The organism is Streptomyces sp. NPDC102406, from assembly GCF_044765725.1.
GTDB lineage: Bacteria > Actinomycetota > Actinomycetes > Streptomycetales > Streptomycetaceae > Streptomyces.
Genome location: NZ_JBIWKP010000011.1, coordinates 201,091 through 226,366, shown reverse-complemented (window position 1 = coordinate 226,366; position 25,276 = coordinate 201,091). Strand labels below are relative to the sequence as shown.

The 25,276-nt window shown below is 68.6% G+C and carries 31 protein-coding genes and 2 pseudogenes; 16 read left to right on the top strand and 17 right to left on the bottom strand.

The window, feature by feature from the left end; translation table 11 throughout:
- Positions 1-99: 99 nt before the first annotated feature.
- Both ACIRF8_RS32370 and ACIRF8_RS32365 read right to left on the bottom strand, forming a co-directional pair.
- The gene (locus ACIRF8_RS32370; protein ID WP_404220663.1) at positions 100-237 is read right to left on the bottom strand and encodes a hypothetical protein; all 138 of its coding nucleotides are present in this window, start codon (positions 235-237) and stop codon (positions 100-102) included.
- A gap of 127 nt (positions 238-364) precedes the next feature.
- Entirely contained in the window at positions 365-727 is a 363-nt protein-coding gene (locus ACIRF8_RS32365; protein WP_404220661.1) for a DUF952 domain-containing protein, read from the bottom strand.
- Positions 728-1,248: 521 nt separating this feature from the next.
- Between ACIRF8_RS32365 and ACIRF8_RS32360 the strand changes: the two genes are divergently transcribed.
- Positions 1,249-1,812, top strand: a complete 564-nt coding sequence (locus ACIRF8_RS32360) for a dihydrofolate reductase family protein (protein ID WP_404220658.1) — start codon at positions 1,249-1,251, stop codon at positions 1,810-1,812.
- A 582-nt stretch (positions 1,813-2,394) separates the two neighbouring features.
- Here the strand turns inward: ACIRF8_RS32360 and ACIRF8_RS32355 are convergent.
- The gene (locus tag ACIRF8_RS32355; protein WP_404220655.1) at positions 2,395-2,970 is read right to left on the bottom strand and encodes a TetR/AcrR family transcriptional regulator; all 576 of its coding nucleotides are present in this window, start codon (positions 2,968-2,970) and stop codon (positions 2,395-2,397) included.
- 174 nt (positions 2,971-3,144) lie between these two features.
- On the opposite strand from ACIRF8_RS32355, the gene ACIRF8_RS32350 reads away from it, so the two are divergent.
- Complete coding sequence (locus ACIRF8_RS32350) at positions 3,145-4,053, top strand: zinc-binding dehydrogenase (protein ID WP_404220689.1); 909 nt, start codon at positions 3,145-3,147, stop codon at positions 4,051-4,053.
- Between the two features lie 80 nt (positions 4,054-4,133).
- Here the strand turns inward: ACIRF8_RS32350 and ACIRF8_RS32345 are convergent, their stop codons facing one another.
- On the bottom strand, positions 4,134-4,643 hold the full coding sequence (locus ACIRF8_RS32345; protein WP_404220652.1) for a hypothetical protein: 510 nt from the start codon (positions 4,641-4,643) through the stop codon (positions 4,134-4,136).
- A gap of 268 nt (positions 4,644-4,911) precedes the next feature.
- On the bottom strand, positions 4,912-5,787 hold the full coding sequence (locus ACIRF8_RS32340) for a calcium-binding protein (protein ID WP_404220650.1): 876 nt from the start codon (positions 5,785-5,787) through the stop codon (positions 4,912-4,914).
- Positions 5,788-6,021: 234 nt separating this feature from the next.
- On the opposite strand from ACIRF8_RS32340, the gene ACIRF8_RS32335 reads away from it, so the two are divergent.
- Complete coding sequence (locus ACIRF8_RS32335) at positions 6,022-6,546, top strand: DUF6584 family protein (RefSeq protein WP_404220648.1); 525 nt, start codon at positions 6,022-6,024, stop codon at positions 6,544-6,546.
- Positions 6,547-6,746: 200 nt separating this feature from the next.
- Here ACIRF8_RS32335 and ACIRF8_RS32330 read toward each other — a convergent pair whose 3' ends face one another.
- The gene (locus ACIRF8_RS32330) at positions 6,747-7,550 is read right to left on the bottom strand and encodes a DUF4253 domain-containing protein (protein WP_404220646.1); all 804 of its coding nucleotides are present in this window, start codon (positions 7,548-7,550) and stop codon (positions 6,747-6,749) included.
- A gap of 309 nt (positions 7,551-7,859) precedes the next feature.
- On the opposite strand from ACIRF8_RS32330, the gene ACIRF8_RS32325 reads away from it, so the two are divergent.
- From ACIRF8_RS32325 to ACIRF8_RS32315, 3 genes are all read left to right on the top strand, one after another.
- Positions 7,860-8,705, top strand: coding sequence for an LLM class flavin-dependent oxidoreductase (locus ACIRF8_RS32325; RefSeq protein WP_404220644.1), 846 nt, complete (start codon positions 7,860-7,862; stop codon positions 8,703-8,705).
- Positions 8,706-8,887: 182 nt separating this feature from the next.
- Positions 8,888-9,382, top strand: a complete 495-nt coding sequence (locus ACIRF8_RS32320; protein ID WP_404220642.1) for an NUDIX hydrolase — start codon at positions 8,888-8,890, stop codon at positions 9,380-9,382.
- A 190-nt stretch (positions 9,383-9,572) separates the two neighbouring features.
- Entirely contained in the window at positions 9,573-10,502 is a 930-nt protein-coding gene (locus ACIRF8_RS32315) for an Imm49 family immunity protein (protein ID WP_404220640.1), read from the top strand.
- 320 nt (positions 10,503-10,822) lie between these two features.
- Here the strand turns inward: ACIRF8_RS32315 and ACIRF8_RS32310 are convergent, their stop codons facing one another.
- From ACIRF8_RS32310 to ACIRF8_RS32295, 4 genes are all read right to left on the bottom strand, one after another.
- Positions 10,823-10,996: a hypothetical protein gene (locus ACIRF8_RS32310; protein ID WP_404220638.1), complete on the bottom strand. Its 174-nt coding sequence runs from the start codon at positions 10,994-10,996 to the stop codon at positions 10,823-10,825.
- Between the two features lie 92 nt (positions 10,997-11,088).
- Entirely contained in the window at positions 11,089-11,391 is a 303-nt protein-coding gene (locus ACIRF8_RS32305) for a hypothetical protein (RefSeq protein WP_404220695.1), read from the bottom strand.
- Positions 11,283-11,687: a class I SAM-dependent methyltransferase gene (locus tag ACIRF8_RS32300; protein ID WP_404220687.1), complete on the bottom strand. Its 405-nt coding sequence runs from the start codon at positions 11,685-11,687 to the stop codon at positions 11,283-11,285. Before ACIRF8_RS32300 ends, ACIRF8_RS32305 begins: the two co-directional genes overlap by 109 nt.
- Before the next feature lie 201 nt (positions 11,688-11,888).
- Complete coding sequence (locus ACIRF8_RS32295) at positions 11,889-12,740, bottom strand: NUDIX domain-containing protein (protein WP_404220636.1); 852 nt, start codon at positions 12,738-12,740, stop codon at positions 11,889-11,891.
- Between the two features lie 402 nt (positions 12,741-13,142).
- On the opposite strand from ACIRF8_RS32295, the gene ACIRF8_RS32290 reads away from it, so the two are divergent.
- Together ACIRF8_RS32290 and ACIRF8_RS32285 are read left to right on the top strand one after the other, a co-directional pair.
- The gene (locus tag ACIRF8_RS32290) at positions 13,143-13,610 is read left to right on the top strand and encodes a hypothetical protein (protein ID WP_404220634.1); all 468 of its coding nucleotides are present in this window, start codon (positions 13,143-13,145) and stop codon (positions 13,608-13,610) included.
- A 190-nt stretch (positions 13,611-13,800) separates the two neighbouring features.
- Positions 13,801-13,902 (top strand): annotated as a pseudogene (locus tag ACIRF8_RS32285) (IS481 family transposase); the annotation flags it as partial.
- Positions 13,903-14,012: 110 nt separating this feature from the next.
- Here ACIRF8_RS32285 and ACIRF8_RS32280 read toward each other — a convergent pair.
- A pseudogene (locus ACIRF8_RS32280) lies at positions 14,013-14,369 on the bottom strand (aminoglycoside phosphotransferase family protein); the annotation flags it as partial.
- On the opposite strand from ACIRF8_RS32280, the gene ACIRF8_RS32275 reads away from it, so the two are divergent.
- The 6 genes from ACIRF8_RS32275 (at position 14,304) to ACIRF8_RS32250 (ending at position 18,339) form a co-directional block, all read left to right on the top strand.
- The gene (locus ACIRF8_RS32275; protein ID WP_404220693.1) at positions 14,304-14,906 is read left to right on the top strand and encodes a hypothetical protein; all 603 of its coding nucleotides are present in this window, start codon (positions 14,304-14,306) and stop codon (positions 14,904-14,906) included. The pseudogene ACIRF8_RS32280 and the gene ACIRF8_RS32275 overlap by 66 nt on opposite strands.
- A gap of 124 nt (positions 14,907-15,030) precedes the next feature.
- Entirely contained in the window at positions 15,031-15,540 is a 510-nt protein-coding gene (locus ACIRF8_RS32270) for an SRPBCC family protein (RefSeq protein WP_404220632.1), read from the top strand.
- An 80-nt stretch (positions 15,541-15,620) separates the two neighbouring features.
- Positions 15,621-15,944, top strand: a complete 324-nt coding sequence (locus ACIRF8_RS32265) for a hypothetical protein (RefSeq protein WP_404220630.1) — start codon at positions 15,621-15,623, stop codon at positions 15,942-15,944.
- A 212-nt stretch (positions 15,945-16,156) separates the two neighbouring features.
- Positions 16,157-16,459 carry a hypothetical protein gene (locus tag ACIRF8_RS32260; protein WP_404220628.1) on the top strand — a complete coding sequence of 101 codons (303 nt, stop codon included), beginning with the start codon at positions 16,157-16,159 and terminating at the stop codon, positions 16,457-16,459.
- Complete coding sequence (locus ACIRF8_RS32255; RefSeq protein ID WP_404220685.1) at positions 16,456-16,824, top strand: transposase family protein; 369 nt, start codon at positions 16,456-16,458, stop codon at positions 16,822-16,824. The genes ACIRF8_RS32260 and ACIRF8_RS32255 overlap by 4 nt, the downstream gene beginning before the upstream one ends.
- A gap of 315 nt (positions 16,825-17,139) precedes the next feature.
- Entirely contained in the window at positions 17,140-18,339 is a 1,200-nt protein-coding gene (locus ACIRF8_RS32250; RefSeq protein WP_404220626.1) for an SMI1/KNR4 family protein, read from the top strand.
- Positions 18,340-18,439: 100 nt separating this feature from the next.
- Here the strand turns inward: ACIRF8_RS32250 and ACIRF8_RS32245 are convergent, their stop codons facing one another.
- From ACIRF8_RS32245 to ACIRF8_RS32225, 5 genes are all read right to left on the bottom strand, one after another.
- Entirely contained in the window at positions 18,440-19,087 is a 648-nt protein-coding gene (locus tag ACIRF8_RS32245; protein WP_404220624.1) for a dihydrofolate reductase family protein, read from the bottom strand.
- A gap of 488 nt (positions 19,088-19,575) precedes the next feature.
- Entirely contained in the window at positions 19,576-19,968 is a 393-nt protein-coding gene (locus ACIRF8_RS32240; RefSeq protein ID WP_404220622.1) for an NUDIX hydrolase, read from the bottom strand.
- Between the two features lie 124 nt (positions 19,969-20,092).
- Positions 20,093-20,536, bottom strand: coding sequence for a spore-associated protein A (locus ACIRF8_RS32235; protein WP_404220619.1), 444 nt, complete (start codon positions 20,534-20,536; stop codon positions 20,093-20,095).
- 207 nt (positions 20,537-20,743) lie between these two features.
- Positions 20,744-21,346 (bottom strand): hypothetical protein, encoded by a 603-nt coding sequence (locus tag ACIRF8_RS32230; protein ID WP_404220617.1) that lies wholly within the window; start codon positions 21,344-21,346, stop codon positions 20,744-20,746.
- Between the two features lie 46 nt (positions 21,347-21,392).
- Positions 21,393-22,370 carry a helix-turn-helix domain-containing protein gene (locus ACIRF8_RS32225; RefSeq protein ID WP_404220614.1) on the bottom strand — a complete coding sequence of 326 codons (978 nt, stop codon included), beginning with the start codon at positions 22,368-22,370 and terminating at the stop codon, positions 21,393-21,395.
- Positions 22,371-22,774: 404 nt separating this feature from the next.
- Between ACIRF8_RS32225 and ACIRF8_RS32220 the strand changes: the two genes are divergently transcribed.
- Positions 22,775-23,665: a LysR family transcriptional regulator gene (locus ACIRF8_RS32220; RefSeq protein ID WP_404220612.1), complete on the top strand. Its 891-nt coding sequence runs from the start codon at positions 22,775-22,777 to the stop codon at positions 23,663-23,665.
- A gap of 511 nt (positions 23,666-24,176) precedes the next feature.
- A complete protein-coding gene (locus ACIRF8_RS32215; RefSeq protein WP_404220610.1) occupies positions 24,177-24,968 on the top strand; it encodes an SDR family NAD(P)-dependent oxidoreductase in 792 nt (263 codons plus the stop codon).
- Between the two features lie 63 nt (positions 24,969-25,031).
- Here ACIRF8_RS32215 and ACIRF8_RS32210 read toward each other — a convergent pair whose 3' ends face one another.
- A complete protein-coding gene (locus ACIRF8_RS32210) occupies positions 25,032-25,262 on the bottom strand; it encodes a hypothetical protein (RefSeq protein ID WP_404220608.1) in 231 nt (76 codons plus the stop codon).
- Positions 25,263-25,276 lie beyond the last annotated feature (14 nt).

Genomic DNA, 25,276 nt, shown 5'->3' with positions numbered 1-25,276 from the left:
CAACGGCTCGATCACCGCCCACGATTCATCAGTCAGCTCATGTCGACGCACCACGAAGACACCAACGACCCAACCACTTTGCGGACACGACCTAGCCACCTATGCTGCCTGAGCGATGGCCTGGTCCGGGCCGCCGTCGACCGGGATCGTCTTGAGCAGGAGCGACCGAGGGTCACCAAGAAGCTCCTCGGGGCCCTCCACGAGGATCCACCAGCCCATCCGGGATGGGCTATTCATCGCGTGCGCCCTCGGGGGTGGCCGTCATGAACGCCGTGGCGTCTTCCGAAGGGATGCACACGTACTGTCCTTACTCGTGAGGGAATCAGCGCGGTGACGCTGTTCCACACTGCTCCTTTCCTCAGTCTCAATCCCGTTCGATCAGAGCTTGGGCACGGCCCTCGTCATCGCGCACGATGCCCATCGTCCCGACCACCGCATTGCGGTTCACCGGCCCCAGCACGCGCCGGAGGAAAGCGCCCGGAAACGCGGACAAGGGCGTACCAGGTGCGGGTTCCGTGCACTGCACCGGCACATCGAGACGCCCCTCGTCGATGAGCAGGACGACGAGCGGGCCCATCGTCCGCCCGTGGTACCGCGTGGCGACCGCCAGGACCGCCTCTTTCCCGGGAAGACAGTGGACCGAACCGTCCTTCGCCAAAGTCGCGGGCGCGTACGGTAGGTGAGCGTCGGTGAGCCAGTCGCCGAGAGCAGTCACGTGATAGAGCATGAAGCGTTTATAGCGTTTGCAGCCTTTCCAGTGCTGCATATCTGCTCGGAGGGGGCCATCGACTGACCACGCTCAGTCGCCGTCGAGGCCACTCAAGTCCACGTCGGCACTGTCTCCGCTGTCCCCAGTCGTAGCGGAGCCCTGTTCTCACCTTGCCGGAGACGACCGTCGCGGTGATTCCGCCCGCGACCCGGAGCCGTCCACGAACGCCGGTGCTCGATCTTTTGCAGCGTGACCTCACCGCGGCTATGCCGAGTATCCGCTACGTCGGCGGCATCACTTACCTGCCCGTCGCTGATGGCGGCAGGCCGCCGCCGCGATGTGGGGCGGACGCCTGGACGGGGCGGCCTAGCCTAGTGACGCCCGCTATGCGGCCTTCCGGTGGGTCACCCGCTGCAACACCGGAAGGAGACACTCGCCTACGAGCAAAGAGTCAACACTTTGTGCCCGATGAATAAGACGGCGATGCCAGGTCTACAGCAGGGATATCAACTGGATCGATACAACAGGAGATAATAGAAGTGTCTACATCAGTGCTCGATATGTCGGTGTCCCTCGACGGGTACATCGCCGACCCTGACGACTTCCTCGGCGGTGAGGACGGCGAGCGGCTGCACAAGTGGGCCGACGCCACAGGCGAGTCCGCGCGGACCGCCGCGCGGTTCCAGGAGAAATGGAACGCGGCCGGTGCGGTACTCGCCGGACGGCGGACCGCCGAACTCATGGATCACTGGGGCGGCGATCATGGAGGTCTCCCGATCTTCGTGCCCAGTCACCGCCCGCCCGGCCCGGCCGCACGCTGGGGCTATCCGTTGGTGACCTACGTGAACGACGGGATCGAAAGCGCGATGGCCCAGGCCAAGGCCGCCGCCGGCGACAAGGACGTGCAGGTGCGCGGTGCGTACACGGGGCAACGAGCGCTGGAAGCCGGAGTCCTGGACGAAGTACAGATCCACCAGATTCCGGTGCTGCTCGGCCGCGGACGACGACTGTTCGATGTCCTGCCCTCGGAGATCGAGCTGGAGATCGTCCAGGTGATCGATACGCCGGAGGCCACCCACATCCGCTACCGCGTCCGTCGCTGATCCGCTCGCCCAGCGGAGCGGCCCGATCGCGTACGACCAGAGATCCATCGCGCTGACCATGGCCGCATGACAATCGGTGTCCACGGTCGAGGGGGAAGCCCCGTAGCCACTGTCGGACTTCGGTAGAGATGGCAGTAACGGGCGAGGTCCCGGGGCGTCGCTGCCCGGCTCAGTTTCTGTTGCTCGGAGCCAGCGTTGTCTGTGGGGGCGCTGCGGATGATGAGCCAGAGCAGGGCGAAGAACGCGACGACGCCGGCGGCGAAGTGGAGGGCGACGGCGCCGAACGGGCTCGGACCGCCCCATGCGGGGTCGGGGTAGGGGGCCCAGCCCCAGAGGGGGTAGGTGAGGTCGCGTGCGGAGACGATGATCCAGCCCGCTACTCCTACGAAAGACAGTGTCGTCAGCAGGGTGTTCACCAGGAAGAACGCCGCGCTGTCCGCCGGGCGTGCTGCGGCGTGAGGCGGGACGGTCCGCCCGAAGAACACCTGGATATGCATTCGTTCGAACCGTGGACCGACGACGGCTGCCAGGGCCGGCGCCGCTATGAGGATCAGCGGGCGCAGTTGCGGGCGTCCATAAGAATCAGTCGCGGCGGAGAAGCGCCATCGCCATCTGCTGCACGGAACGGGTGAAGCGGCGAGGGTCGTCAGGCGGTGTCATGTGGCGGATGAGGTCGCCGTCGAAGACCGCGAGTACGGCGTGGGCCAGGAAGTCGGCGTCGAGATCCGGACTTCCGTCGGCGAACAAGGTGCTCAGGTGACGATGCCAGAGCTGGTAGCTGGGGTCGTCGTACTTGTCCTCCGCGCAAGCTTGCCCGTGCGCGGACAGCAAAGTGGCATTGCCCTCGGCGATCGCGCCGAGACCGTCCAGGAAGGCGAGCAGTCGCTCCGATGCGGGCGCTCCGGGCCCCAGGGGCGGGGGCCCGCTCCTGACCGCGTCACGCAGTTCCCGGGACCTCTCCTCCAGCAGTGCCTGCAAAAGTCCGGCGCGGTTGCCGAAGCGCCGGAAGACCGTGCCCTTCCCGACCCCGGCAAGGGCGGCGACGCGGTCGAGGGATACATGGTCCCCGCCGCCCTCGGCCAGGAGTTGCTCAGTCGCGCGCAGCACCGCATGACGGTTACGGACCGCGTCGGCGCGTTCGGCCCGCTGTTCAGGCATCGGCACCCCTTGCTAGACGGACTGTTGGTCCGCATACTACCGTCATGCTTTAAACGGACTAGTGGTCCGTATGGTGCCTGACGCGGTGTCCGACGCGGTGTCCGACGCGGTGTCCGACGCGGTGCCCGACACGGTGTCCGACACGGTGCACGTCTACGGAGAGGCCTCATGGTCATGCACGCACTCGTCGTCGATCCCGACGCTCCCGGATCCCTGCGCCTGGGGTCGGCCGCAGAACCTCAGGCGGCACCGCATCAACTGGTGGTCGCCGTCCGGCACATCTCCCTCAACCGCGGTGAGGTGGCATTCGCGGGGCGGCTCCCGGCCGGGACCGTTCACGGCTACGACGCCGCCGGTGTCGTCGTACGTGCCGCGTCGGACGGCACCGGGCCGTCCGTAGGAGCCAGGGTCGCGGCGTTCGGAGCCGGTGCGTGGGCGCAGCGGATGGTCGTGGACACCACCGCGGTGGCCGAAGTCCCCGCCCGGATCGACCTCGCTGACGCCGCCGCGCTGCCGATGGCCGGCATCACCGCGCTACGTACGCTGCGCTCCCGCTCCATCCTGGGCCGACGAGTGCTGATCACCGGCGCGGCCGGGGGAGTCGGCCGTTACGCGGTCCAGCTCGCGGCCCTGGGCGGCGCCCAGGTGATCGCCTCGGTGGGATCGTCGACACGTGCGGCCGGTTTGACCGAGCTGGGCGCCCATCAAGTGGTGGTCGGCCTCGAAGGTGTCGACCAGCCGGTGGACCTCGTCCTCGACAATGTCGGCGGCCGACAGTTGGCCGCGGCCTGGGAACTCCTCGCGCCTGGCGGGAGTGTGCAGAACATCGGCTGGGCTTCCGATGAACCGGCGGTGTTCGCGCCGTACTCCATGTTCTCCGTGGGGCCGTCGAAGACGATGAACACGTTCGGCGACGTGCACGAGGTCGGCCCGGATCTGGCAACCCTGCTGGAGTTTGTGGCAGCGGGGAGGCTTTCCCCGGAGGTCGATTGGCGCGGCTCCTGGGAGCGTGTCGCCGAGGCCGCCCAAGCACTGCTGGATCGGCGTATCGCGGGCAAGGCGGTGTTGGACGTAGAGCCGTAGAGCCGTAGAGCCAGGGGTGGCTTACTGACTGACGAGGGCCGGGTCCGGCACCTGGGACCGACGAGCTGGACGTCGTCGGGTTACCGCCGACGGGGCGGTACCTGCGTACCGATCGCCCGCCGCGCCTTCGTCTCTGCCCGTGCCTGGTACTCATCCAGCACGCCCACGGCGAGCAACGAGAGCACCGCTGCCAGGGCGAAAGCGGCGGCAAGGGCGTTCAGCAGGGTGTAGGGGCCGTCGGCCGTGACGACGCGATCGCCGTCCAGCAGGCAATCGAAGCCCAGCGGGAAGTAGGACGGTTCATGTCCGGTGAGTTGTTGGAGTACGCCGGGCGGGAGGGAGCGACAGGGAGTGGCGGGGGAGGACCCGGCGCCGGACTCGGCTTCGCTCGCGTCCCACTGCACGAGGCCCAGCCCGATCGTGTACACGATGACGGCTGCGGCAGCGGTCATGCCCGCGCTCCAACGCAGCAGATCTCTGAGCCAGTCCGGCCGACGCCCAGGGACGACGACCGATATCAGCTTCACCACGACAGCAATGGCCCAGAGCGGTGCGGCGAGCATGGCGCCGTACATCAGCAGGACGAACATGTTGCCACTGCCTTTCGGGCAGTGCCCGTTGTTGTCCGTTTCCGTCGACGATCTGCTCGTCCTGTGCCAGACGTCACGCTGCGCCGGTCGGTTCCCCTCACGAGGGGCCGGTGCCTCAGGTTCCGGTGAGAGATGGGTGAGACCTCGTCGGGCCGTTGTGGAGGCGAGGGTCGCGTTGTCGGTTCTTCGCGCGAAGTGCTCGTGGACCGTAACGGACCCGGCCCCAAACCGTAAGGCTTGGGGGCCGGGCCCGTTCACTGCTGTCGGGTCAGCGCACGTCGACGTGGTCGGCGGACGAAGTCGCCGTGGAGGCGATGCTGTTGCCCGGGTAGGAGAAGCGGTAGGTACCGTCGCCGGTGGCGTTGACGGTAGCCTTCAGCGCACCGGACGCAGAGCTGGTCACGGTCTTGATGGTGCTGTAGCTGCTGGCACCGGCCTTCTTGAACTGCAGCTTGACCTTCTGGCTGCCGTAGCCGTAGTACTTCTTGTGCGACCAGCTGATCATGCTGAGGTTGCCGGTCACGGTGACCGGCTTGCCCTTGGCCACCGGCTCGGGCGCGGCGTTGAAGGACGTGATCCGGGCGGCACGCTTGACCCAGTGGTTCTGGTAGGTGGCCCACTCCAGGCCGTTCTCGGAGTCCTCGGTGGCAGCGGCGTACACGTTCCACTTGCCGTTCAGCGAACTCTTGTAGAGGTCCGTCTTCGGGTCGGCGGTCAGCACCACCTTGCAGGTGGCCGTCGTGGCACTCCAGCGCTGGCAGTCCCGCGAGAGGCCCTCGTTCTCCGAGACGATGGCGCCGTCGACGCCGCCGTCACTGTAGAGATCGTCGCCGTGCCACAAGAACGCGGCGACCCCGTAGATGCCGTCGGGGTTGGTGGCCGTCACGTAGACGTTGAACTTCTTCTTCTGCGTACCGCCGACGACGACGTCCTTGCCGGCGTTCACGGTGACCTTGGTGACCTGGATGTCGTAGACGGACCGGGCCGACATCTTGCCCTGCGTCTTCGCCTTGCCCAGCATGTGCGACCGGACGGCCGCGGCGGGCGAGGAGGCGTCGTCGGCCTGAGCGGCCGAAACGCCGAATGCGGTGAGAGCCACGGCGCCGGACATCGTCGCGGCGGCCAGGCTGGCACGTATGCGCATGAAAGCTTCCCCAGTTGAGAAAGTGCTCCTGTTCCGTCACGGGGCCCCTGGGGCGCCCGGGGAAAGAGGAGCTGCATCGATCGAATGAGTCCGTTGACTCGCGAACAAGACCTCCGACTCCGGGGAACGGTTGTACGCCACCGGAACTTTTCTCGACGATGCGGGGAACGCGCACGCCTACTGAGCGGTAAAACCAGGTCGACGGGAGGCGGTGCGGTACTTGATCATGCATGCATGCCCAGGAGAGAGACGCTTGCACGAGTCGATGCGGACCTGGACGCCGGCCGGGTTCCCGTCGCACGTCAGCGCCTGCGCGGCCTCATCTCGTCCTTCCCGCACGACCTGACGCTCCGTCGTCGTCTGGGCGAGGTGTACCGGCTCTACGACGACGCCGCCGAGGCCGGACGCTGGATGTATCTCGAGCAGGACCGGAACGCCGACGAGACCGCCGCCTTCGAAGCGCGGTACAGCTCTGCCAGGCAGCGGATGAAGGCGCTTACTTGGCACGGCCCCGAGGCGAACGCCGCCACCACCTTCGCGCAGAGGCAACTGGCTGTCGTGCGGACCGCCTGCGCCGAGGAGTTGGGGCGCCCAGTCGACTGGACTGAACCCGCCTCCTACCGGGACGAACCGGGAGCGGAGGCAGCCTCCTCCGAGCGGTGGACGGTCGGCGGTGTGCTGGCGGGCGTCGGCTGTCTGGGGGTGGCCCTTGTGTTCATCGCGATCTGGGTGAATGGACTCGTTGCCCTCTTCGACTGACTCTGGTCACCGAGAGTGTGAGGAGTGGGATGGTCTTGCGGTGACTGGCTTGGCGGCGGCCCTGGTTGCCCCGGTCGCCCCCTGCCCGGCCCATGGAATTGCCTGACACTCCTGCGGGCGCCGATCCGTTCCCGCCGCGTCGGCGCCCCGAAGTGAGGTCGGCTCGGGAGGACGACTTGATCGCGGCCAGTCCCGCTGGTTCAGTCCCACCAGAACTCCCAGCAGTTGACGTCGATGAGCCCCTCGGCGTAGGTGACCAGATCCGGGTGCGAGCCCTGCCAGATGTTGTCCGGACAGAAGGCGAAGTGTTCGGCGGCGATGGCCAGGGCGTCTTCGATGTCGGCTGGAGGCGCGGCGACGCCGAGGTGGAGGGTGCTGAACCCGATACCGACCACGCGTGCGCCGAAGCGGTCTTCCCAAGCGCGGAGAACGGCGGCGAAGGTGGCGCTGTCATTGTCATAGTTCAGAGCGCCCAGCCATCCGACAGTGGCGAGGACATCGGCGCCTCGCGAAGCCTCGACGAGTCCGAGTCGTGCGTGCGGATTCTCGGTCAGGAAGACGTGTGCGTACTCGTCGGCGATCTCGTCAGCATGCCGTGCTGACGGCGGCGCGGGTGCGAGGCCGGGCCAGGTCCGGCCGAAGGGAGCGGTGACAGCCGAGCGTTCGTCTGCGTCGAGTTGGTCGTCATCGATGACGGTGTAGTCCCGCCACCACCGGGCGAGGAGGTCCTCGGCGTTGTGGTCAGCCGGTGACGACATGCGCTCAGGCCACAGCTCTCCACAGCCCCAGGGCCGGAAGTCCTCATCATGCGGATTCAGCGCGTCGAGCAGGAGTGGCCAGAGTCCGGAGGCAGCATGTTGGGCCCGCAGCCGTGGCCACAACTCGGCTGTTGCGGGGGCATCACTCAGCCACAGTGGCTGCACACCGCTGCCACCCTCCTCCGAGGTGATCATCCGGCCGTGCGGCAGTGCCATGCGATGGGGCAGGCGAGATTCGAGGTCCACGAGCGGATGTTAGGACCGGGGTCTGACAACACACCTCTGGCCGCACCGGTTGAGACAAGCGCGGTGCCGCCCGCGCCGCCCCTTCACTTCACCAAGCGATTCCGGACGCCCTGCCGGTAACCGCTCGGGTCGACAGACGACCCCAAAAACAGCTTGTCCCACCCAGCTAACTCCCTCTAACGTGAGAGCACTTCGACGAGACGCTCCCCAGAAGCACGCCGCAGAGCGGGAGCGTTCCACCTCACGGAGGTGAGGTGCCGGAGGGGCGGCAGCAGTCTTTGTCGACCCTTCCCTTCGGAGGTCTCCCTCATGAACGTCGGTATCGGCCTACCCATCGGCGACCCTGCCCTCTTGCTCGCCTGGGCTCAGCGCGCCGACGCTGGCCCCTTCCGCACGCTCGGTCTGCTCGACCGGCTCGTCTACGACAACCCCGAACCCCTGGTCGCTCTCGCCGTGCTGGCGGGCGCCACCTCCCGTATCCGCGTCCAGACCGAGGTGCTGCTCGCCCCGCTGCGCGACACCGCCCTCCTGGCCAAGCAGGCCGCCACCTTGGACCGGATGACCGGTGGCCGCCTGGTCCTCGGCCTGGGCATCGGTGGCCGCGACGACGACCACCAGGCAACGGGCACCGACAAACGCACCCGGGGCCGCCGCCTCGACGAACAGATGGCAGTGATGCGCCGCCTGTGGTCCGGAGGACCGTACGCCGAGGACATCGGCCCGATCGGACCCGCGCCCGCCCGGCCCGGCGGCCCCGAAGTGCTCTTCGGTGGCTTCAAGCCCGCCGCGATCGAACGGGTCGCTCGCTGGGGCGATGGCTTCCTCGCTGCCGCGGCACCCTCCTGGGCAGGCGGCCTGTTCGACACGGCCCGCAGGTTCTGGAGGGAGTACGACCGCGCGGGCGAGCCCCGCATCGTCGCGCAGGTCAACGTCGCGCTGGGCTCTGCGGACCTGGTCCGTGACGCCCAGGCCAACATGCACGCGTACTACACCTTCACCGGAATGGCCGACCGGATGGTGGCCGGAATGCTCACCACTCCGACCGAGATCCGCAACGCGATCGCCGCCTTCTCCGATCTCGGCGCCGACGAGGTCATGCTCTACTGCTACGGCCTCGACCCGGACCAGGTGGATCGCCTCGCCGATCTTTTGTGACGGTTACATGCAACTGCACCCGCACCCGCACTGGCAGGGACAGGGGCAACCCGGGCTCGTGTTCGATTCGGAGTTGCAGCGGGCGGCTCCGTCTCATCCCCGTCGGGCCCGGAGGCCGACGAGACCGGGCTCGGCACACTCGTTCAAGCACAGCACCCTTGCCACGCGGTTACCGTGTCCGGATGTCCTCCGTGAACCTGCGGCACTCGGTACGCGCGATCGTCCTCGACGAGGACGACCGCATCCTTCTCTGTCGGTTCGCGATTCCAGAACCGGCGGGGACGGTGGTGTGGGCTGCTCCGGGCGGAGGAATCGAACAGGGCGAGACACCACTTGCCGCGCTGCGTCGCGAACTGTGGGAAGAGGTGGGCCTCGCTGTGCGGACAGATCCCCCGCACGTGTGGCACCAGGAAGTGGTGGCGCCTGGGCACGCAGTCGGCTACGACGGTGTCATCAACGACTACTTTCTCGTGCGCACTACGGGGTTCGACCCGCGCGGAGCCCTGTCCGACGATGAGCTCGCCGCGGAGAACATCACCGGGTCGAAGTGGTGGCGTCCGCAGGAAATCGCCGACTACGACGGTCCGGACCTGTTCTCCCCCCGCGACCTTGTGACTCCGTTGCGGGGGTTGATCACCGCTGGTGTCCCGACCGGGCCTGTGCTGCTCGGCCTTTGAGGAGACAGACCACCTCCTGGCACGAGCAGGGCTCGTCTCCGCAGGAAGGCGGAGCCCGCGCGCACGAACATCTGGCGCTTGAGGATCTGATCCGGTAAGGATCTTGATTCGGTTGACGTGGATGGCGGCGGGACCCGCGGGGACGGACCCTCCGGCTGAGTCTGTCAGTGGCGGCTGAGAACATGACCCGATGGGGAATGACGACGTGACACGTCACTCGGTGAACCGGAAGCGCCTGGAACAGTCCTACGGTGACATGGAGGAGCGAGTCCAAGAACGCTTCGAGGACGTGTACCACCGCAGCTACCCGATGCGCGAGATGCTCGCCGAAGTCGGCTATGAGCTGCTGGACCATGTCGCTGCCCGCAGCGTGCAGGATCCCGCCCTGACGGACGAGCGCACCCGACTCGCGCTGACCACGGCGGCGGAATGCCTCTTCGGGGTCCTGGAGATGGGCTGCTGCCCGGACGGCGACTGGGAGATCCCCTTCCCCCTCACCCGGACGCGCCTTACCAGCGAGGAGATGGAATACGACGAGATGCGGGACGCCAGGGACACGGTCACCGCCCGCACGTGGGCCGAAGCCTTCCACGTCTGCGTCGCCAGCGGCCTGGTATGGGATTGGGAGCGTGTGTTCGGGCTGCTGCTCCGCGATGACTACGCGCCGATGCTGCACGAGAACCTGCCCCACGCGAAACGGGACTCCGTCTCGACGCCGGCCGATCTCGCCCACATGGACGCCCTGTGCGGGTACCTCGCCCCCGCCCGAGGACATCTGCCGGGCGACTGGCCGCAGGTGACGCTGTGCAAGCCGTCCATCGACGAACGCCTCGACGCTGCCCTGGCCCTGGACGCCGCCCACGCCACCAGCCCCGACCAGCGGCTGCTGCGCATCCTGCTCCGTGACGATCAACCGGCCTTCGAGCGCGCGCTGACCGAACGGCTCATCCAGCACCGCTCAGATGTCGGTGAAGACCCCGCGCCCCGAAGCCTGTTGCCCTTGGGCGCCATCGCGCTCGCTGCTCTCGCCGTCCAGGTCCACGGCTGGGACCTGCGGACCGAGTCGGGCTACCTCCCTGCCTCGCTTCTGACCGCCCCGAACACGATCGCCGCCTCCTGAGCCGTCCTGATTCGCGGCCAGAGGCCCCGGTAGCCCGTGGTGACGCCGATATCGGGTCCGCGGAGGCCAGCATGCGCCTCGGTCACTTCAGAATGTGCAGTGGTCCGCCGCATGCTGGCCGATCCGCAGTCCGCCCGGGCCCTCGGAAATGGCAAAGGCGATAGACGATGGACAAACCAGCTTCATCCATTCCGGCGCCGATCTCGCCCACGCCGCGCCACCCTCTCGATACCGACCATGCCGGGGCGTCTCGCGCGCCAAGGCCTTCCCGTAAGCCGGTTTGGGCACCGGGGCCGCCCCTACCGAGCAGGGCGCGCCCTTTACCGTGTCGCTCGCCGACGGCGCCCCCACAACCGCTCGCCCAACTGCGTCCCCAGCAACACACAGCCCGCCGTGAACGCGATCCCGGACGGATCCCCCGCGCCGAACACCCATCGCGCCACCGCCCACACCAACAGGCCCCACACCGCCGCGATCACCAGTGCCACAGCCACCCACCGAAGCCACCTCATGCTGCCCAACTACCCGCGTTGTCAGCCGAGATGGCTGAGAAGAAGTCCGTGCCTGGAGGGGAGAACGGCACCGACTACGACGGCGGCGACGAGCCGAACGCTGGGGTTCCTCGGGAGTGAGTGGGCGCCGGCCGCGACGCGTCGGGCAGGCGGCGGGCTCGGATGAGTTGTTGGACGACCCGGCTGTTCTCCTCGGGGTGGTGCAACAGGTCGATGGCCTCGGCGTCAAAGCCGTACCGGGTGACCAGGTCCCGCCGACGTTGCGCGGTCAGCACCCACATCCGCACGGCCAGTGCTGGGCGCTCACCCTGGAGGATCTTCTGCTCGGGCGGGGCCGGTGTGGGGGAGGGGCCGTGGCCGTTGAGGTCGGTGCGCAAGCGGGCAGACCAGTGGCGCGCCGGGACGCAGGCCGGTATGGACGGCAGGCAGGCAGGGCGCGGTGAGGGTTGATGAAGGCGAGGCTGCCGATCGCGTACGCGGCATCGAAGGGCTCGGCGGCGGCCAGGTGGTCGGCGACGTCGCCGTGGATGAGGTCGACGTCCGTCACGCCCGCGTGGGTGGTGGTGGCGCGTTGGTGCCGGGTGGGGGACCGTTCGATCCCGGTGGCGCGGGCGCCATGAGCGCGGGCGAGGTGGACGGCGGGGTGGCCTGACCCGCAACCGACGTCCAGCACGCGACGCCCGGTGATCTGGCCCAGGGCCTTCACGCCCGGCCCGACTCCCTCCCAGGGCGCCCAGGAGATGGCGGCGGGCACGGGCGGAGTGCAACCGCAGGTCAACTACCGCTCGCCGTACAGTGTCCAGGCTCGGTCGTTGAGGTCCTCGACGAACGCAGCGGACATGTGCCTCCAAGGTGGGCGTGGGCGTGGAGCGCGTCAGGTGTGCGTGGTCAGATAGGCGGGGCCCTCGCCGCGCCGGGCCCGTTCGACGGCCTCCAGGCGGGCGAACGTGCGCGGGTCCATCAACTCCCGCCACCCGTCCAGGCCGTGCACCGCCCACAAGTCGTGCTCGCACGGGTCCAAACGGATTCGTTCGAGCTGGTCCGCGCTCAGCCGCCCACCATCGAAGACGAGCCCCACCTTGTTCAGCGGCCTTTGCTGCCCGGCATGCAGGAAGTGCGTCAGCAGCAGGACCGGCGGCTGTTCCAGACCGAGATGGAGACCGGTCTCCTCGACGGCTTCACGCCGGGCGGTTGTCAGCGGGTCCTCCCCGTCCGAATCCAGGTTGCCGCCCGGGAAATGCCAGGACCGCGCACCGTAGACGGAGCGCAGTTGGATCGGCCGGTCGTGGGGGTCACGGATGTAGAGGCAGCCGTACACCGTGTGGTGCGGGACGGTGCGCGCGTACTGCGTGGGCGTCAGCGGCATGGAGCGGCCAGATCGTGCGGGGCGGTGATCGAAGGCGAATGCCAGGACGCCGAGTGACTCCCCGGTCGTCGGATAGATGTTCCGCAGGGTGGTCAGGAGGTGGTCGTATGGAGTGTCCGGATCGATTCGGGCGGCATCTTCCGCCTGGAGCAGGTCCTCGAACGTCGCGTAGGGGGTGACCCGTTGCACGATGACGTCGAGTTCCCGCTCGCTGTCCTGGTCACGGTCATGGAAGACGACGGTGTCCCCGGCACGGACGGCGGTCGTACGCGGAGTGGCGACCCGCACCTCGATCGTCTTGCGCCCCGCCTCGACCAGTCGGTAGAAGCGGCCTTGGAGAGGAAAGTGGTGCTCGCGCATAGCCGTAGCCTGCCCTGCTGTACTCGCCGGGGAACCTCGCGTCCGTGGGCGTGAAGGAGCCCGCGGGGGGCGGTGGGTGTCGGTCGGTTCTGACGTGCGTGGTCGGCGCCGGTGGGAAGGCGCCACACCCTTTCGGGGCCAGGTCGACCCGCACTCGTCAGGCTAGAGCGGGTCAGGGTTGCACATGCCGCAGCTACGCCGACGGGTTCCGCTCGCCCGCAGTTCTTGCGCGGTCAGCAATGCTGGGAGAGGGGTCCAGTCGAGATGCCGCGCCGCCTCGTTTCCGCTCTCGCTCCTGGAGGCGCGCCTGGTGTGAAAATCGAGTTGTGCCAGGCAACTCTCCACGCTGGGCAGACTCTTGCAGTCCCACCGATGGAGCCGGTTCGTGGTCAGCACGTAGACGTGACCATTGACGACCTGTTCCTTGTAGCGAGCAATGTCTTCTGCGGCTCGCAGCCGAACGAGCCTGATTCGGCGGCACAGTTCGCATTCTCCCGGATCTGCCGGTGTGCGGCAGGAACATTTGCCGCATTCTCTGCACGTGATGCAGGCGTGCTGTGGGGGAGCGTCGTCCGGAGCGAGTCGCGTCGCAGGGGGAGTGCTTGGCGTGTTGTCCTGGGCTGCGTGGCGGGCCGAGTATTCGATGGCGGTGGCAGTGGCCACATATCCTCCTGCCAGCCCGAGCTTCTGCTGCGCCCGCAGCAAAGTCGAACCGGGAAGATCCTGGCCCCGGATCGCCTGCTGGAGGAGCCACCGAGCCGCTGTCACGGCGTGCAAGGCACCCTCTACCCGCACCCCTCCCGGCACAGAACCCTGGATGCCGGAAGGCATGCCGATGGCCTGCTGGTCGTGGGCTTCCAGAACTCCTGAGTCGATGGAACCCGCCAGTGTTCTTTCGGTGGCGAGCAACATGTCAAGGACGGCTTGCCACTCACGCGACGAAGGGGGAGCCGATCGAGTCTGATCCATATGTGCTCAACTCCTCCCGGCCGTGGTGGTCACGGAGCGAGTAAGCCGGAAGCGAGTGAGCCTGTGGCTTCTCCTGAGGCCGCGGGGGATCTTCAACCGCACCCTGGCCGACGAATGGGCCTACCTTCCGCCCTGCACCTCCAACGACGAGCGGACCGCGGCCGGCCACCCGCCGATCAGCCGCGTGAACTCGGTCGGCAGCCCGTCACGCCTCACGCCGTACCGAACCACGCCTCTGCGAGTGAGGGCAGGTTTCGTCAGAAGGTCCGGGGCGCCGACGGTGACGAGCAGGCCGACCGCCACGAAGTCGTACGCCGGGTCACCGATCATGGCCGCTTCGAAGTCGGAGAGCCCGGTCAGACGCCATCCGTCGGGGTTCACCAGGAAGTGCTGCCGCGTGACCTCGGTGTGCATCACCGCCAGGGTCTCGCCGATCTCGGTGACAAGCCGTGCACGATGGGCGCGTGGAATCTGCTTCCAGACGCGCGCCAGGTTCTCGCCCGGCAACCGGGACATCACAAGGTACCGCCAGCCGTTCTCGCAGGAGCCGACAGCACGCACCGGGGGCGTCGACACCGGTATCCGTCCCTGGACATGGGCGAGGACACGGCACTCGGCGACCCCGCGCCGTGCAGCAGCCTCGGGGAACAGCTTGAGCACATGCCCCCCCAGGAGAACCGGGGCGCGTCGTCAAAGGCGTTGAGGAAAAGCGAGGAACGGTACATGGAACTGGAACTGGAACTGCTGCCCGAGGTTGGGGTCGGGCCTCTGCGGCTGGGCATGTCGGTGCAGGAGATACGCGATGTGGTCCCGGAACAGGAATGGGGAGCCTCACGGATCACCTCCAATGACCCGGAGCCTGGTCAGATCACGCTCAAGCACGCCCCCTCGGGACTGAGTATTGTCCTCGGCTTCACCAGAGGCGCGCTGAGCGGCGTGGAACTCTTCCGGTTCCGGGACGAGGATGCCGAGGTGCACGTGTCGCTGGACGGCCTTGATGTCTTCCGCACCCCGAGCGCGGACCTCTTGGAGCAACTCGCGGAGCGGGGCCACGAGATCAGCGAGAACGACCTCGGCTTCGACGCCCTGCCGGGCCTGAAGGTGATCCTCGCCAATCAGAGCAGCTACGAGCACCCGGTCGACGAGGACGGAGGTCCGCTGTACTACGACTACGTGCGCATCGCGGACCGGATCTGACGGACGTCCGGCCGACCGCCCCTCGGACAGCGGGTGGCCGGGCACCGACCGCCCTGCGGCTATGGCTTCATGCCATGCTCTCTACTCTCCAGTAACCAAGCCGTCGGTCGGAAGGAGGCCTCCAGTGAGCCGGGCATTCACCGTGAGCAGGAGCATCGAGGTGGGGGTGCCACCCCAGGTCGCTTACCAGGCGGTGAGCCACCCCGAGGACATGGGCCGTTGGAGCCCGGAGAACCGCGGCACGACCGAGGAGAGTCCGGCAGGGCCAGCGGTGGTGGGCACGTCGTTCGTCGGGCGCAACAAGCGGGGACGGTTCCGGTGGGTCACCCGGTGCACCGTCACCGCGGCCGATCCGGACAACCGCTTCGCCTTCCGGGTGCACGCCATCGGCGTCCGCCGACCACGGCTGCGCGGTCCGATCGCCTCGTGGGAGTACCGCTTCGAGCCGACCGAGCGTGGCACCCGGGTGACGGAGACCTGGACCGACGACCGGCGCGGCTGGCCCGACTTCGTCGCGCACGTCTTCGACCGGATCGTCACCTCGGGGCGGACGTTCGCCGACTTCCAGACCCGGAACATCGACAGGACGCTCCAGAACCTCAAGCGCGAACTGGAGGGCGCCCACACGAACTGACCCGGCAGCGTGACCGAGCCGGGGCTTCGGAGGTTGAACAGGCGATGTCCTGTCGTCGTCGAAGCAGGGAGCACTCCCAGATGCGTATCCGTACTGCCACCGGCACCGCCCCCACCACTGCTGCCGTCACCGCCGCCGTTCTCTTGGCCCTGGCGGGGTCCGTCGCGTGGTCCGCCCCGGCCCTGGCCGCCGAACCCGGGCCGGGTACCGGCACGGTCGTCCTGTCGAACGAAGCCCATGACAGCCTCGTACTCACCGACGAGGACGAGCGGGAATTGATCCTGACGGACCCCTCGTACCGAGAGGCATGGCTGCACTGTCTGCGCTCCACGCAACCCAGCCACGTGGAGCGCAACGGATGGGGCCCGGGATACGTGTGCATCCCGGACGGTGCGGTGCAGTGAGCCTTCGCCAACTTGAAGTAGCAGTTCAAAGGGCTGGTGTGACCGGTCCTCGGGGTGCTCGCGCTGGTCGTGGGCGGGAGTCTGGGGAGTAGGTCATCGGACGGAGTCCTGTCGGCGCTCCGCCCTGTGTACTCGCCGTCGCCGAGCTGCTGCGGCGTCATTTGAAGGCGATTCGGTCCAGGTGGCGGATCCTGCCGCCGGGGAAGATCGCGGTGATCGTCCTGGCCGTACTGCGCCACGACCAGCGCCTGGCCGACATGGCCGGCGGAAACGGCGTGTCCGAGTCGACCGTCCGCCGCTGGCGCGACGAGCTGATCGGACTGCTCGCCGCCCGGGCCCCGCGCCTGGACCGCGCCCTGAAGAAGGTCACGAAGCAGGGCGGGGAGGTGGTCCTGATCGACGGCACCCTCATCCGCATCCAGCGCCGTACCGGTGAGGCTGACCGGCGGAACTATTCCGGCAAGCACCGCGGCCACGGCCTGCACTTCCTCGCCCCGACGAGACCGGCCGCCTGATCCGGATATCCGCCGCTCGGCCCGGCCGTACCCATGACAACACCGCCGCCCGGCACGACCGCATCCTGGCCCATTTGCGTGCCGCCGGCCTCGGAGCGTTGGCCGACCTCGGCTTCCGCGGCCTGGACAACGACATCCTCGACCCCGTGATCGTCACCGGCTACACCGCCACCCGTACCCACAAGCTCACCCCCGGCCAGAAGGGAGCCAACCGCGTCCTCGCCGTCGGACGTGCACCGGTCGAGCACGGCTGCGCCCACCTCAAGAACTGGCGGGTCATCACCAAGCTCCGCACCGATCCCGCCCGCGCCACCCACCTTCTCCGCGCCTTGCTCGTCCTGGCGAACCTCGAAATCAGTCGCTGACGGGTGATCTTCTCCGTGGACTCCCGCCCACGGCCAGCACGAGTACCCCAGGGGCCAGTCACACCAGCCCTTTGACCTGCTTCTTCAAGTTGGCGGAGGCTCAGTGACGGACACACCACGGACGCGGCGAGGAGAGGACAGGCAATTCCCGACCGCGCGCCCGCCCAGGCCCGCGTGTACGACGTCACCGGTGAGGGCCTGCGGAGAGCGCGCCGATCCGACCCGTGCGGCACACCCGCTGGTGCTCGATTTCCGCCCGGCCCGCGGAGGCGGAAGAATCCGCCGAGAACATGACGCACGCCGGGAGGAAGTCAGTTGACATCGGACATAGCCACGTTTACCACCCCTTCCGCCGAGCGCCCGCCCTCCCCTGTCCCCATCGACTGGGCGGCCGTCGAGGACTGGCTCGGACTGCGTCTGCCGACTGACTACAAACGGCTCGCCGACCGGTACGGGCCTCTGGACTTCGGTGCATACCTGTGGATCCATGTGCCGTGCGTCCAGCGGGACCGCTTCGACTACGGCGAGTGGCTTCGAGCGACGCACCGAGAGGCACGGATCGAGGCGCGGCACCTGCCCGACGCCGAGCGGCCCGTGTTCCACCCCGAGAGCGGCGGCCTGGTGGCGTGGGGGTGCACGCGGGGCAGCGACGTACTGTTCTGGGACACTTCGGCCTCCGCCGACCCCGACAACTGGACCGTCGTGGTGCAGCACTCGGGGGCGGTGCCGGGCAGTGGCCTGCTCCGGTGGCATCGGTACGACCTGACGCTGACCGATTACCTGCGGCACACCGTCCGTGACACCTGGGAGCTCCCTTCTCCTCCGGGCCCGCTGCTGGGTCCGCTGCCGGGGACTGTCGCGCGTACAGCCTTCCTTCCCGACGCCGAGGTGTGGACCCCGCCGGCGCCGGTCCCGCCTCGGCTCACCGAGGCCGAGCGCCGCATCGCGTTGGAGGGCGACACCGGGATGGACGGGTTGCGGCTGCTGTCGCCGCCACCCGAGCGGCCGTACCTGGGCGACGGCTCCTGGGAGGAGTTGTTCGCCGAGCTGGGCACACGGCTGCCCGGGGATTACGTGCGGCTGATGGACGAGTACGGCAGCGGTATCTGGAGCGAGTGGCTGCGTTTCCATACGCCGCTCCGCACTGGTGAGCAGCGTTTCCTGACGCATGTCGAGGACACGGCGGACGCCTACCGGCAGTTGAGGGACGGCAACGAGGAGTGGTTCCCCCTGGCCGTCTGGCCCGAACCCGGCGGCTTTCTCCCCTTCGCCAACTCCATAGACGGCGACTACCTCGGCTGGCTCACCGAGGGTGGGGATCCCGACCGATGGCCGTTGATCGTCTGGCCCCGCCACGCGGACCAGGGACCGCCGCTCAAGGGCGGCCTGATCGACACTCTCCTCGACTGGCAGCGCGGCACGCTGGTTGCGCAGGGGCTCGCCGCCCTGGACGAGGAGGACGACCCGGTGGAGTTCGCGGGCTTCCGGTCCTGGGACGATCGCGCCTACTGGTGACCCTTCCGCCAGAGATCGGCCAGGGACACGCCCGGCCGATCTCCGCGGGGTGACCGCGATCAAGAGCTACGACGCCCGCGACCGACAGTGACCCGTCGTGTCACCGTCGCCAGAACACGTGGTGCGTCACGCCGCTCGGGCTGGGCACGACCTCCAGGTGGAACCGGTCGAGCAACTCGTCCGGGGACTCCCACAGGCGTAGGCCGGATCCCAATGTCACCGGCGAGACCGCCACATGCATGGTGTCGACGAGGTCGGCATCAAGGAACTGCCGAATGGTGCTGACGCCACCGCCGAGTCGGACGTCCTTGCCCTGCGCCGCGTCCCGCGCCTGTTCGAGGACCGTGGCCGGGTCGCCGCCGACGAAGTGGAACGTGGTGTCGGAGAGCGTGAACGACGGACGTGTGTGGTGAGTCAGGACATACACCGGTGTGTGGAAGGGGGGTTCCTCTCCCCACCAGCCGCGCCACTCGTGGTTCTGCCAGGGGCCGCGCTGGGGCCCGAACTTGTTGCGGCCCATGATCTCGGCGCCGATGTTGCGTGCGAAGTCCCGCGTGAAGTAGTCGTCGAGGCCTCGGCTCCCTTTGGGATCCGTGCGCATGGGCCAGCTCGCCGTGGCACCCGCCCAGGCGAACAGCCTTGCCGGGTCGACGGCGTGGCCGAAGGGGCTCTTGAGGCTCTGCTCCTCACCGGCGCCGATCCCGTCGCTCGAGACGGTGAAGTTCATGACTCTCAGCAGTTGATCCACGTGTTTCCTCGTCAGGTCGTGTCGCGTCATCGTGGGGCGCGGTGCCGCACACCATGACGTCGATCGGGGCCCGGCCGAATCGACAGCAGCCCGCACCTTTTCTCGTATCGCTTGGAACCGCTCGCTAGAAACCGCTAAGTGTCGCTCGGGATCGAGTCGGCCCGGCGACTGGACGATCGCCGCCGGGCGCCGCCGAGGGCCGTCTCGGGGGCTGCTGACGAGCGTCGCGGCGATCTCGCCGTCGGACAGCCCGTCCGCGATGAGACGCAATATGTGCAGCTCCGGGGGGAGCGGCCCCGGACCGTCCAGAGCGCGCCGGATAGGGGCGGCGTCCCCGGCGACGCGGCTGCGGCGTTCGTCCTCCGCCGCCCGGGCGGACCGCATCCACGCGCCGGCACACCGTGCGAGAGCCAGCATCAGATAGAACGACACGAACTCGACCGCCGGTTCGCCGGGCCCCGCGCTGGTGGAGCACGACCGAGGGGGGCTCAAGGAAGCGCCGGCCCGGTCAGGTAGTCCCACACCGGACCGTACACACCGCCCGAAATCCACAGGGGGAGGTCGTCGAAAGGAACCCACGCCGCCTCAGCCACTTCCCGTGGCGACGCCGCCCGCGCCTCACCCGACAACCATAGGCACGCCACGTACACGACGCGCCGGCTCGTCACCGGATGCACCCGTTCGCCGATCACCGAGAGCGGCTCCACGATGACGCCCGCCTCCTCCCGCGCCTCCCGCGCCGCGGACCCGAGCGGTGACTCACCCGGCTCGACCTTGCCCGCCGGGAACTGCCAGATCAGCTCGCCTTCCGGAACTCGGCGGCGAACCAGCAGCACCTTGCCCTCGATCGCCACCACGGCACCCGCGATCAGCCGCTCCAAGACAACCTCAACTCCGTCTCCCAGCGCGTTCGTTCAGCGCATGCTGCGACCGATGGCCGGACCTCGCGCCGAGCACGAGTGACAGGGTCCCAGAGGACGGGTGCCGAAGGCGGCGGACGGCCCTTTAGCTGCAGTGGCCTGAGTCGCTGGCTGAGGCGTTGCCGATGGTGCCGCCCCAGGCGACGCAGGATTCGCGGCCGTCGGCATAGACCGGGCCGGCGTAGCGGGTGTAGGTGCCGGAGTCCACGGCGGGCTCGTCGGAGTTGCCAAGGGCGTCCAGGGTCACACTCATGTTGATCCTGTTTCCCGCGGTGGTGCGGATGGTCACGGCGCAGTTCTTGCCGGTGTCCTCGTTCCAGGTGAGGAAGACTGTGCCCGCGTTGCCGACGGGCGTGGAGTCGATGACGGTGTAGCCGGTGCCGCAGACTCCGTTGTACGTGGCCGCGGCTGCCGACTTGGCGGTGCCCTTGGTGGTGGCCGCGGAGGCCGGGGCGGTCGCGGCGAGCGTGCCGGCGAGGGCCAGGGTCGTCAGTGCGGTGGCGGTGGTGGCTCGACGGGACAGCTTCATGGTGTTCCCCCTGCTGAGGTGTGCGGTGAAGTGGGCGGGTGTCTCGGTGGTCGTCCGCGGGTGGCTGGTCGGTGCCGTCCCGCGCGGAGTGTGAGTGGGACCGGGGAGCTGCCACGAGAGATGTGGCCTTCATGGGGACTTGCCGGTGCCGGGCTGACAGTTCCGCTGTCGCGGCCCCTGTTCAGGTAGCAGGCGCGCACAAACCCGTCAGCAGGCCTTCACGAACCAGACGTGGGTCCAGTCCTCGTACCCCGTGACGCCCGAGTTGGCCATGCCGACGACGTATCCGGCGGCGTCGTACCAGTACGCCTTCGTGCCGGGCGTCTGGTGGTTGTAGAACTCCCCGTATCCCGAGAGCGTGATGGGCACCTTGGGGCCGCACTTCCACACGTCGAAGCGATGGCCGGCGCCGTCCTGGCCGCAGAAGTGCCCGTAGGCACAGGACATCGCCGCGGGGGCGGCGTCAGCGGGGGCCGCCGCGGTGCCCAGGCCGACGGCGGCGATCGCGGTCGCGGCAGCCAGCATCGATTTCATTCCTCGCCGCACAGGTACCTCCAGTGATGGTGTGTTCCGGGACTCGATGAGGATTTGGCAGGCGTTCACCCGGGGCACCCCGTTCCAGTCGTCGGAGTCGTCGGAGTCGTCGGAGTCGTCGGAGTCGTCGAGGTCGTCGGAGTGGTCGTGTCGAAGGTTCCGGCGTCGCTCCAGCGGGGGTGACTCCGTCGTCGCGTGGAGCCACTGGTCGCGCGCCTGGACCTTTCCACGTGAGTGTTCACGGCGGCGGTTCTCTCCGGCGATCAATTCGAGCACCCTCGAATTGCTTGACTTCTTCTACCGCTTCGGGTCGCGGGGCGGGTCACCCCGCGTCCAGGATCCGCAGACCGAGCGGCGTAGCGGTGTGCACGACGTACTTCCCCGTGCGGTGGCTGGCGACCAGACCGCTCTCGCGCAGTACCGCGATCTGGTAGGAGATGCTGGATTGCGCGACCCCCACGGCGTGGGCGACGTCCGACGACGTGCGGCCGTCGCGGCGGGCGACCGTGGACAGGATGGCGGCACGCGTGCGTCCCAGCAGACGCGCCGCCCCCGCCCCCCACGTCTGGGCCAGGTCCCAGGGGCGTTTGGCCACCGGATACACCAGGACGGGCGGCAGCGCCGGGTCGGCGAGGGCTGTCGGGCGCCGCCAGCAGAAGAAGGACGGCACGAGGAGAAGTCCGCGGCCGTTCAAGGACACGTCGCGGTCGACCGGGTAGTCCACCTCCAGTACCGGGTCCCGCCACCGGGCGAGAGGGGCCAGACGAGCGAAGAATGCCTGCACACCACCGTCGAGCAACGCCCGCGTGCGGACGTCGACATCGGCTCGCACCAGCGCACGCATGCGCGGCCAGTGCGGTCGTAAGGCGGTCTCGAAATACGTTTCGAGGGCCCCGGCCACAGCAGCGGTATCGAGGTCGTCCGGGCGGGGCGCCGTACCGGGTCGGCCGGTCCTGCGCCGCACCGTGTCCAGCCGCACCAACTGGCTCGCGATGTCCCGTCGTGGCGTGCCGCGGATCGTGTCGAGCGCGGCCGGGAGTTCGTCGCCTACGGTCGGTGTCAGGAAGTCAGGGATATAGCCGGAGCTCGGGATCAATCCGCGCAGGGGCAGCAATGCCGCGCGGAGTCGCTGGTCGCCGTGCAGCCGATGACGCGTCGCGTCGCGCCAGGCACCGAACGCCGTCGGCCCCTCGTCGGTCTTCAGGCGGCAGATGCTGCAGATGATCTCCCACGTCGGGTCAGGGTCGGGCAGAAGCCGGATCCTCTTCAGATCGTCGGCGGTGAAGTGCAGGCGGAGCACGGATACCTCTCTCGCGATCGGCGACGTGGGGGCGACCACCGGCTCGACGGTGACGTCAAGCGTGTGGCCCTCTGCCGACGGCGGCGCCGCGAGCCTCTGGGCGCCGAGGGCACCCCGCCCGGCGCAGGCCATCGCGTGCAGCGGACCGATCCGGGCTCACGCCGGTGCCGCATCGCGAGGCAACGTCTCCGCCGCAGCGGGCACGTGGGCACGGCGCATGGAACTTTCCCCCTGGACCTTCGCGGTGGGTCAGACCGCGGAACAGCGTTGATCTCGCCCCTCCATGCTGGCCCGGAACAGGACGACGGCGCCAGACGGACGACGGGAGGAGAAGACGATGGTCCGATAACCTCGACTCTATGGTTCCGGGGGACGGGCGCCGGCGAAGCCGACGCGAGCCGAGCGTGCACCAACTGCGCCTGTTGCTGATCGTGGCCGAGGAACTGCATTTCGGACGGGCCGCCGCCCGCGTGTTCATCTCGCAGCCCGCGCTCAGCCAGCAGATCCGTGCACTGGAGGAGCGCCTCGGGGTCGCCTTGATCGAGCGCCGGGGAGGCGGCGTACGGCTGACGCCCGCGGGGAGCGCCGTGGCCGAACAGTCCAGAGCGGTCGTCCAGAGGATGGAGCGGCTGCTCCAGGTCGCCGACGCGCACGCCGGGGCGATCACCGGACGGGTGCGGGTCGGATCGCTCGGCGCGGAGGCCGCCATGCCGCACGCCGCCGCCGTGCTCGCCCGACTGCGGGACCACCATCCCCATCTGGAGGTCGACGTGCGGACCGTCGGCTTCATCCAGCAATTCGACTCGCTGGCCAACGGCGAGGTCGACGCGGCCTTCCTGCGCGGCCCCCTGCCCGCAGGATTCCAGAGCCACCAACTGGCCACGGAATCCCGCGTGGTGTGCCTCGCGGCCGACGACCCCCTGGCCGGCGAGCAGACCCTGACGCTCGCGCGACTCGCGGACCGCGTAGTCGTCGACATGCCGCGAGAAGTGCCCCGCGCGTGGTGGGACCACCTCACCGTCAATCCCCGGCCCGACGGCACCCCGGTGCGCTTCGGACCCGTGGTCCGGGACACCGAGGCCATGGTCCTGGCGGTCCTGCAACAGCGCGCCATCACCTTCCTCCCGGCCTCGGCACGCCGCCTCTACCCACGACCGGGGCTCGTCTACGTCGATGTCCCCGATCTCGGCGACTCGGTCTCCTACCTCGCCTGGCTCCCGGCCAACCGCGACCTGCCCGCCGTACGTGCGCTGCGGGCGGCGGCACGCTCACCGCAGCAGCGGCAGAGCGCGTAACAGTGCGACGGAGCACATAGCGGCGGCAGAGCGCGTAACAGTGCGACAGAGCACATAGCGGCGGCAGAGCGCATAACGACGGCGGAGCACGAAACCGCGGCTGTAGTGCCGAAAGGATCCCGGGCAGGAGGAAGGTGTCCGCGCCCAGCACGCGTGCTCACCGACGCGGCCGACGGCACCGTCTCCTCCGCTTCGAGCGGGTCGAATCGGCCGCCGGGCACCGCCATCACCTGCTCAAGGACGCGGTTCGCGCGGCACCAGCACCGCCGCCACCGCGCGCGCCTGCTCCACTGCCGTGGCGGTGTCCCCGTCGCGCAGACCGAGGATGACGCGGGTGCTCAACTGGTCGGCATCTACACCGCGGTCACGCGACGCCCCCTCGCCGGGATGTGGTGCATCGGGCGTAGGGGCCGAGGCGCGAGGTTGCGCCGGGCGCCGAGGGTGCACACTGCGCGGGGCGAGTGGCACCGATACGGTCGGCGTCAGGCCTTCGGATGTTTTACTCGGACCCATGACTGATGACATACAACCGGGTCGCGGTGCCGGGCAGTTGACCGGCCGGACCGTGATGATCACAGGGGCGTCCAGCGGAATCGGGGAGGCCGCGGCGCGTCTGTTCGCGGCTGAGGGCGCGGCCGTCGTCCTCATGGCCCGTCGTGAGGACCGCCTCGCCCAACTCGTGGAAGAGATAAGGAAGTCCGGCGGGCGGGCTGCGGCGAGCGCCGGGGACGTGGCGCGGCCGGAGGACGTCGAACGAGCCGTCGCCACGGCCGTGGAGGGTTTCGGCGGTCTCGACGGAGCCTTCAACAACGCTGGTTATCCCGGGACTGTCTTCGGTCCGCTGCACGAGCAGCCCCAGGAGGCTTTCGACCGGATCATGGACGTCAATGTGCGGGGGACCTGGAACTGCCTGCGTCACCAGATCCCCGTCATGCTGGCCGCCGGCCGGGGCGCGATCGTCAACACGGCGAGTTCGGCCGGACTGATCGCCACCGGGGCGCCGGCCCCTTATGTGGCGGCCAAGCACGCCGTGCTCGGGCTGACGAAGGCGGCCGCCGCGGAGTACGGGGCGCAGGGCATCCGCGTGAACTCCCTGGTAGTAGGGACTACGCGTACGGAGATGATCAGTTCGGTGGTCGAGGGGCATCCGGAGCTGGAAGAGGCGTTCGTCGCGCGGCAGGTCCAGAAGCGGATGGCCGAGCCGCAGGAGATAGCGGAGGCCGCGCTGTGGTTGCTGAGTGACCGTTCCTCCTTCGCCACTGGAAGTCATGTCGCGGTGGATGGCGGAATTCTGGCCGTGTGAGGCGTGCCCGTCAGTTGCGCGGACGACGCTTCTGTTGGCGCATGGTCCTGATGTGCGTGTCGCTCAGCCCGTCCGGGTAGCTGTCCGGCCGCTGGCCTTGCCCCACATTTTCCGTATGTGCCGTAGCGCGACAAGCGGCACGGACACTCCGATCAGGTTGCAGTACGCCACCGCGGCGTAGAAGCCGTCCGCGCTGTCGGTGGCGTGTGCCGCCGCGGCGCTGACCGCGACGATCAGCCCGAAGTGGATGAGGTGGAGCACGATGGCCCAAAGGCCGGCAGCGGTCTCCTCCATGACGGTCAGCGAGG

Bases quoted from the DNA above. Each gene is read 5' to 3' on its own strand.
- ACIRF8_RS32370 (WP_404220663.1), bottom strand. From the start codon at position 237: ATGAATAGCCCATCCCGGATGGGCTGGTGGATCCTCGTGGAGGGCCCC.
- ACIRF8_RS32365 (WP_404220661.1), bottom strand. From the start codon at position 727: ATGCTCTATCACGTGACTGCTCTCGGCGACTGGCTCACCGACGCTCAC.
- ACIRF8_RS32355 (WP_404220655.1), bottom strand. From the start codon at position 2,970: ATGCCTGAACAGCGGGCCGAACGCGCCGACGCGGTCCGTAACCGTCAT.
- ACIRF8_RS32350 (WP_404220689.1), top strand. From the start codon at position 3,145: ATGCACGCACTCGTCGTCGATCCCGACGCTCCCGGATCCCTGCGCCTG.
- ACIRF8_RS32345 (WP_404220652.1), bottom strand. From the start codon at position 4,643: ATGTTCGTCCTGCTGATGTACGGCGCCATGCTCGCCGCACCGCTCTGG.
- ACIRF8_RS32340 (WP_404220650.1), bottom strand. From the start codon at position 5,787: ATGCGCATACGTGCCAGCCTGGCCGCCGCGACGATGTCCGGCGCCGTG.
- ACIRF8_RS32335 (WP_404220648.1), top strand. From the start codon at position 6,022: ATGCCCAGGAGAGAGACGCTTGCACGAGTCGATGCGGACCTGGACGCC.
- ACIRF8_RS32325 (WP_404220644.1), top strand. From the start codon at position 7,860: ATGAACGTCGGTATCGGCCTACCCATCGGCGACCCTGCCCTCTTGCTC.
- ACIRF8_RS32320 (WP_404220642.1), top strand. From the start codon at position 8,888: ATGTCCTCCGTGAACCTGCGGCACTCGGTACGCGCGATCGTCCTCGAC.
- ACIRF8_RS32315 (WP_404220640.1), top strand. From the start codon at position 9,573: ATGGGGAATGACGACGTGACACGTCACTCGGTGAACCGGAAGCGCCTG.
- ACIRF8_RS32295 (WP_404220636.1), bottom strand. From the start codon at position 12,740: ATGCGCGAGCACCACTTTCCTCTCCAAGGCCGCTTCTACCGACTGGTC.
- ACIRF8_RS32275 (WP_404220693.1), top strand. From the start codon at position 14,304: ATGGGCGAGGACACGGCACTCGGCGACCCCGCGCCGTGCAGCAGCCTC.
- ACIRF8_RS32265 (WP_404220630.1), top strand. From the start codon at position 15,621: ATGCGTATCCGTACTGCCACCGGCACCGCCCCCACCACTGCTGCCGTC.
- ACIRF8_RS32235 (WP_404220619.1), bottom strand. From the start codon at position 20,536: ATGAAGCTGTCCCGTCGAGCCACCACCGCCACCGCACTGACGACCCTG.
- ACIRF8_RS32215 (WP_404220610.1), top strand. From the start codon at position 24,177: ATGACTGATGACATACAACCGGGTCGCGGTGCCGGGCAGTTGACCGGC.
- ACIRF8_RS32210 (WP_404220608.1), bottom strand. From the start codon at position 25,262: ATGGAGGAGACCGCTGCCGGCCTTTGGGCCATCGTGCTCCACCTCATC.